We start from the raw sequence: 5,834 nt of genomic DNA on the forward strand, positions 1-5,834 counted from the left end.
CGAACCCGGTAGTTAAGCCTCTCAGCGCCGATGGTACTGCATGGGAGACTGTGTGGGAGAGTAGGACGCCGCCGGACTTTTTTTGCAGGAAGGCCCCGCCGTTTACGGCGGGGCCTTTCTCATTTTGTGGCTCAGTGAAGCTCGCTGTGTGCAACGGTGTCGCAACGTGCAGTCCGGGAGAATTACGGCGTTCCGTGCACTCGGAATAAGGCCGTGCCGGTGTGCCCACACGTTTCACATCGGCACGGTCTCTGCCCAGGGGGACGGAGCGGACGTGACGCGGTCGCGTGCGTCCGGTCGTAGGCTGCAGTGATGACCGAGAAGCTGTGGGAGATCGAGCCGTCTGGGCCGCTGCGCGGCGACGTGACGGTGCGGGGTGCTAAGAACGCAGTCAGCAAGCACATGGTTGCGGCCATGCTGGGGGGCGGGCCGAGCACGATCGGCAACGCACCGGATGTCGGCGAGGTCGGCATCACGGCCGGGATGCTCGAGCACGTCGGGATGACGGTGGAGCGCGCCGGCGACGAGGTGACGGTGGTGCCGGGCGCGGTGGCCGACCCGAGCGTGGGCAAGGCGTTCACGGGGCTGAACCGCATTCCGATCCTGATGCTGGGGCCGCTGCTGCATCTGGCGGGCGAGGCGTTCGTCCCGCTGGTCGGCGGTGATCCGATCGGGCGGCGTCCCGTCGACTTCCATGTCGAGGCATTGCGCGCGTTCGGTGCCGAGGTGACGCACGCGGCGGACGGCATCCACGCGCGGGCGTCGCGGCTCGTCGGGACGCGGGTCGACCTTCCCTACCCGAGCGTTGGTGCGACCGAGACCGTGCTGCTGGCCGCGGTGCGGGCCCAAGGCAAGACCGTCATCCGCAACGCGGCGACGGAGCCGGAGATCATCGAGCTGGCGTTGTTCCTGCAGCGGATGGGGGCGCGGATCTCGTTCGCGCCCGACCGCCGGATCGTGGTGGAGGGCGTCGAACGGTTGAACGGTGCGCAGACCCGGCTGGACGGTGACCGGATCGAGGCGTTCTCCTACCTGGTGGCGGGGCTCGTCACCGGGGGCGAGGTGCGGGTGCACGGTTGCCCGCAGGACCGGCTCGTCACCGCGATCACCACGCTGACGCGGATGGGCGCCGAATTCGACATCACCGACGAGTGGATCATGGCGTCGGCGCCGGACGGGTTGCGGCCCGCGGCGGTGCAGACCGACACGCACCCGGGGTTCGCCACCGACTGGCAGACGCCGCTGATGGTGCTGTTCACACAGGCGGACGGCATGTCGGTGCTGCACGAGACGGTGTACGAGAACCGGCTCGCGTACGTCCCCGCGCTGCAGAGCATGGGGGCGGAGATCGAGGTGTACGACACCTGCCTCGGCGGTCCCGCCTGCCGGTATCACGATACGGCGGCGCTGCATTCGGCGGTCGTGCGCGGTGTGACGAAGCTGCGCGGCGGCGACGTGACGATGCCCGACATCCGCGCGGGGTTCTCGGCGGTGCTGGCGGCGGCGGTGGCGGAGGGGCCGTCCACGCTGCGGGGCGTGCACCATATCGAGCGCGGTTACCACCGGCCGGTCGAGCAGTTCCGCGACCTCGGTCTCGCGCTGCGGTCCGTGACGGCCTGACGTCAGCCGCTCGTCACGGACGGGTCCGTGTGCGGCCACGTGTAGCTGATGGAACCGCCTTCGGGGAGGCCGTGCCAGAGCCGCGCGGCCTCGTCGAGGCGGTCGAGGATCCGGTCGACGGCGGCGGCGTGCTCGGGCGGGACCGGGAAGCGCTCCGCCCACGCGGGCGTCTCGGCGCCGGCGCGCCGCAACCACGCGATCGTGCACAGCCCGGCGAGCGCCTCGGAGGCGGCCATGTCGCCGTCGTCGGCCCGTTGCAGGGACGCCTCCCGCTTCTTCAGCCTGCGCTGTGCCCGTGCCCGAGCGCGCCGGTCGCCCGGGACCTCGGCGGTCTCGTGGAAGCTTCCGCCGCCCGCCGCCGCGCGCCCGAAGACGCCGCGGGCCAGCCCCAGTTCGGCTTCCGTCAGGTAGTGGACGAGGTCGTGCGGGATGTGATCGTGGTATCCGGGGGCGGGGTCGACCCGCCGTGGCGCCCGTCCGGGCGGGACGACGATCGTCGCGTAACGGCGGCGGCCCGTCCGCTCGAAGGTGACGTGCATCCCGTCAGGCTAGGCGGCGGACGGACGGCAGGGCATCCGGTTTTCCGGCGGGTGACGGGCCGGGGGTGCGGCCACTAGCGTGCCGGGGGAGCGGCGCGGCGGACGACCGAGGAGGATCGTGGACTTCGACCGGCGAGACCCCTACCCCTGTTACGCGCGCGCCCGGGCGGCGGACGGGCTGACGTTCGTCCCCGAACTCGACGCGTGGCTCGTCGCGCGGGACGCCGACGTCCGGGCGGTGCTGCGCGATCCCGAGACGTTCTCGTCGGCGAACGCGCTGCGTCCCGACGTGGTGCCAGGGCCGGAGGCCGTCGCCGTTCTCGGGTCGGTCCCGTCGGGACGGCCGGTGGTGCTGACCGCCGACGGCGACGAGCACCGGCGGGTCCGGGAGCCGCTGACGCGCGGGCTGTCGCCGAAGCGGGTCGCGGCCGCCGTTCCGTTCATCACCGGACGGGCCGCGGCGCTCGTCGCCGGGTTCGCCGCGGACCGGCGCGTCGAGTTGATGGGACGGTACGCGCGGGTGCTGCCGGGCGAGGTGCTCGGCCACCTGCTCGGCCTCGACCCCGCGGAGGTGCCGGCCATCGTGGAGGGGAGCTACCGGTCGGAGGACCTGGTGTTCCGTCCGATGCCGGTGGCGGAGCAGGTCGCCGCCGCGCGGGCCGTCGTCGGGATGAAGCGGACCCTCGACGCGCACGTGCGGGCACGCGGAGCCGAACCCGGCGACGACCTGTGCGGGGAGATGGTGCGGGCGATCGAGCCGCACGGGACCCTGCTGTCGAACCTGCAGAACCTCCTCCTGGCCGGGCACTCGACCACCACGGCCCTGATCGGGAACGCCGTCCTGCACCTGCTGCGGCGGCGCGACCAGTGGGAACTGCTGTGCGAGCGGCCCGAGCTGATCCCGGCGGCGGTCGAGGAGACCGCGCGGTACGAGGCGTCGATCCAGGGGTTCCGGCGCGTGACGACGCGGCCGGTGACGCTCGCCGGGACGGACCTGCCGGAGGGCGCGGCGGTGTTCCTCGCGTTCGGTGCCACGGGACGCGACGCCGCCGCCCACGACCGTCCGGACGAGTTCGACATCACCCGTCCGCCCGCGCGGCACCTGGCGTTCGGGCACGGAGTCCACGCGTGCCCGGGTGCGCACCTGGCGCGCGAGCAGGCCCGGATCGCGCTGGAGACGCTGACGCGGGAACTGCCGGACCTGCGGCTGGAGGAACCGGTGGAAATGCTGCCGAACCTCATCCACCGTTCGCCCGCCGAACTGGTCCTTACGTGGTGATGACCGGAACGTACAAGACGACGTGACGGTGCGGCGGCCACGCTGGTGCCATGAACATCGACGGCATCGACGTCGCCAAGGCGTCCGACTTCATGGCCATGCACGCCCGGCCGCTCGACCGGCGCCGCTTCGAACTGCTGACCGGGCAGGGCGACCGGGCGGCGCTGCTGGCCGCGCTGAACGCGTACCGCAACCCCGACGGCGGCTACGGGTGGGGGCTGGAACCCGACCTGCGGTCGCGGACGAGCCAGCCCGGCCCCGCCCTGCACGCCTTCGAGGTCTTCCTCGAACTCGCCCGTGAGGATCCCGGACGGCCCGGTGGACGAGCCGCGTCTGTCGACGCCGAGGATGCGCAGGCCACGACGGACGGGGGCCTTGGACGGGCTGCGGAACGAAGGCCGTCGGCGGGGGCCGAGGGGGCGCAGGACGCGAGTCGGTACGCCGTGGCGTTGTGCGACTGGCTGGAGTCGGTGACGCTGCCGGACGGCGGGCTGCCGTTCGCGTTGCCGGTCCCCGACCCCGCGGGTTGCGCGCCGTTCTGGGCGTCCGCCGATCCGGACGCGTCGTCCCTGCAGATCACCGCGATCGTGGCGGCGACGGCGCGGCGGGTCGCCGACCACGACCCGGCGGTGGCGGCGCATCCGTGGCTGGAACGTGCCATCGGGTTCTGCCGGGACGCGGCGCGGGCGACCGCCGAACCGCACGCCCTGGAGCTGGCGTTCGCGCTCCGGTTGGCCGACGCCGCCGACGACGGGGAGCTGATCGAGGTCCTCGGGAGGCACATCCCGGAGTCCGGCATGGTCCACGTGGCGGGCGGGCTGGCGGACGAGGCGATGCGCCCGCTCGACTTCGCGCCGGATCCGGACCGTCCCGTCCGGTCCCTGTTCGCCCCGGAGGTCATCGCGGCGGAGCTGCGGAAGCTCGCGGACGGGCAGCGGGACGACGGCGGGTGGCGGGTGGACTTCGCCAGTTACTCGCCCGCCGCCGAGCTGGAGTGGCGCGGGTACAGCACCGTCGGCGCCGTCTCGACCCTGCTCCGCAACGCCGGAAGCGCCTTCGGATAAGGGCGTGAGGGTCCGGCGATCCGGGGAAGTGTCCCGGTGGACGAGGTCTCCGCCGTCGAGCGAGAGGAGACGCGATGCCGCCCATCGGACGGCCCACCGGGAACGTGATCGTCGTGGGGGCGGGGCCGACCGGGCTCCTGCTGGCGGGGGACCTGGCCGTCGCCGGGATCGGCTGCACCCTGCTGGAACGGCGCCCGGAGGAGGTGAACAACCTCACCCGCGCGTTCGCCGTGCACGCCCGCACCCTCGAACAACTGGACGCGCGCGGCGTCGCGGCCGAACTGGCCGGGACGGGGCGGCGGCTGCGGGAGCTGAGCCTGCCGGGCGGCGCGCGGCTCGACCTCGGGCGGCTGCCAGGCCGGTTCCCGTACGTGCTGATCACGCCGCAGTACGAGACCGAGCGGGTGCTGCGGGAGCGGGCGCTGGCCGCCGGTGCGGAGATCGTGCACGGTGCGGAGGTGACGGGCCTGCGTCAGGACGAGACGGGCGTGGACGTCCGCGTCCGCCGGACCGGCGCGGGGAACGGGGCCGCCGAGACGCGGCGCGCGGCGTACGTGGTGGGGACCGACGGGGTCGGCAGCACCGTCCGGGAGGCGCTCGGCCTGCCGTTCCCGGGCCGGTCCGCGGTGCGGTCGGTGATGCTCGCCGACGTCCTGCTCGACGACCCGCCGCGCGACGTGCTGACCGTCGGCGGGACGGGCGACGCGTTCGCGTTCCTGGCGCCGTTCGGCGACGGCTGGTACCGGGTGATCGCGTGGAACCGGGCGCACCAGGTCGCGGACTCCGAACCCGTCGACTTCGGCGAGCTGCGGGAGGTGACGCGGCGCGTCCTCGGCACCGATCACGGTATGCGTGACCCGCGCTGGACGTCCCGGTTCCACAGCGACGAGCGGCAGGTGCCGCGCTACCGGGTGGGGCGGGTGTTCCTCGCGGGCGACGCCGCGCACGTCCATTCGCCCGCGGGCGGGCAGGGCATGAACACCGGGCTGCAGGACGCGGCGAACCTGTCCTGGCGGCTCGCCGCGGACCTCCACGGGTGGGCGCCGCCGGGGCTGCTGGACGGCTACCACGACGAGCGGTACCCGATCGGGCGGCGGGTGCTGGCGGGCAGTGGCGCGCTGCTGCGCGCGGTCATCGCCGAGCGGCCGTGGCAGCGGCGGCTGCGCGACGCCGGGCTGCGCGCGGCGACCGGGATCCGGCCCGTCGCGCGGCGGATGGCGGGGGCGGTGTCGGGCATCGGCATCGCCTACCCGGCGCACGCGGGCGCGCCGGCTGGACGGGGCGGCGCGCCCCGGACGTCCGGCTGTCCGGCGGCGGGCGGTTGCGCGACCG

The 5,834-nt window shown here is 73.9% G+C and carries 5 protein-coding genes and 1 rRNA gene; 5 read left to right on the forward strand and 1 reads right to left on the reverse strand.

Going from position 1 to position 5,834, the window contains the following annotated elements:
- Together rrf and murA are read left to right on the forward strand one after the other, a co-directional pair.
- A 5S ribosomal RNA gene (gene rrf, locus BJF79_RS30195) occupies positions 1-77 on the forward strand; the annotation flags it as partial.
- Between the two features lie 235 nt (positions 78-312).
- Positions 313-1,620, forward strand: a complete 1,308-nt coding sequence (gene murA, locus BJF79_RS30200; RefSeq protein WP_075902517.1) for a UDP-N-acetylglucosamine 1-carboxyvinyltransferase — start codon at positions 313-315, stop codon at positions 1,618-1,620.
- A 2-nt stretch (positions 1,621-1,622) separates the two neighbouring features.
- Here the strand turns inward: murA and BJF79_RS30205 are convergent, their stop codons facing one another.
- Positions 1,623-2,159 (reverse strand): hypothetical protein, encoded by a 537-nt coding sequence (locus tag BJF79_RS30205; protein WP_075902511.1) that lies wholly within the window; start codon positions 2,157-2,159, stop codon positions 1,623-1,625.
- A 118-nt stretch (positions 2,160-2,277) separates the two neighbouring features.
- Between BJF79_RS30205 and BJF79_RS30210 the strand changes: the two genes are divergently transcribed.
- The 3 genes from BJF79_RS30210 to BJF79_RS30220 form a co-directional block, all read left to right on the forward strand.
- A complete protein-coding gene (locus tag BJF79_RS30210; protein WP_262402754.1) occupies positions 2,278-3,438 on the forward strand; it encodes a cytochrome P450 in 1,161 nt (386 codons plus the stop codon).
- 50 nt (positions 3,439-3,488) lie between these two features.
- The gene (locus tag BJF79_RS57455) at positions 3,489-4,502 is read left to right on the forward strand and encodes a hypothetical protein (RefSeq protein WP_075902513.1); all 1,014 of its coding nucleotides are present in this window, start codon (positions 3,489-3,491) and stop codon (positions 4,500-4,502) included.
- Positions 4,503-4,576: 74 nt separating this feature from the next.
- Positions 4,577-5,834 (forward strand): FAD-dependent monooxygenase (locus BJF79_RS30220; RefSeq protein ID WP_075902515.1); only part of this gene is annotated, 1,258 nt, incomplete at its 3' end.

Origin of the sequence: Actinomadura sp. CNU-125 (assembly GCF_001942465.1) — a bacterium.
Lineage (GTDB): Bacteria > Actinomycetota > Actinomycetes > Streptosporangiales > Streptosporangiaceae > Spirillospora.

Coding starts and splice junctions, on each gene's coding strand:
- murA (WP_075902517.1), top strand. CDS start 313: ATGACCGAGAAGCTGTGGGAGATCGAGCCGTCTGGGCCGCTGCGCGGC.
- BJF79_RS30205 (WP_075902511.1), bottom strand. CDS start 2,159: ATGCACGTCACCTTCGAGCGGACGGGCCGCCGCCGTTACGCGACGATC.
- BJF79_RS57455 (WP_075902513.1), top strand. CDS start 3,489: ATGAACATCGACGGCATCGACGTCGCCAAGGCGTCCGACTTCATGGCC.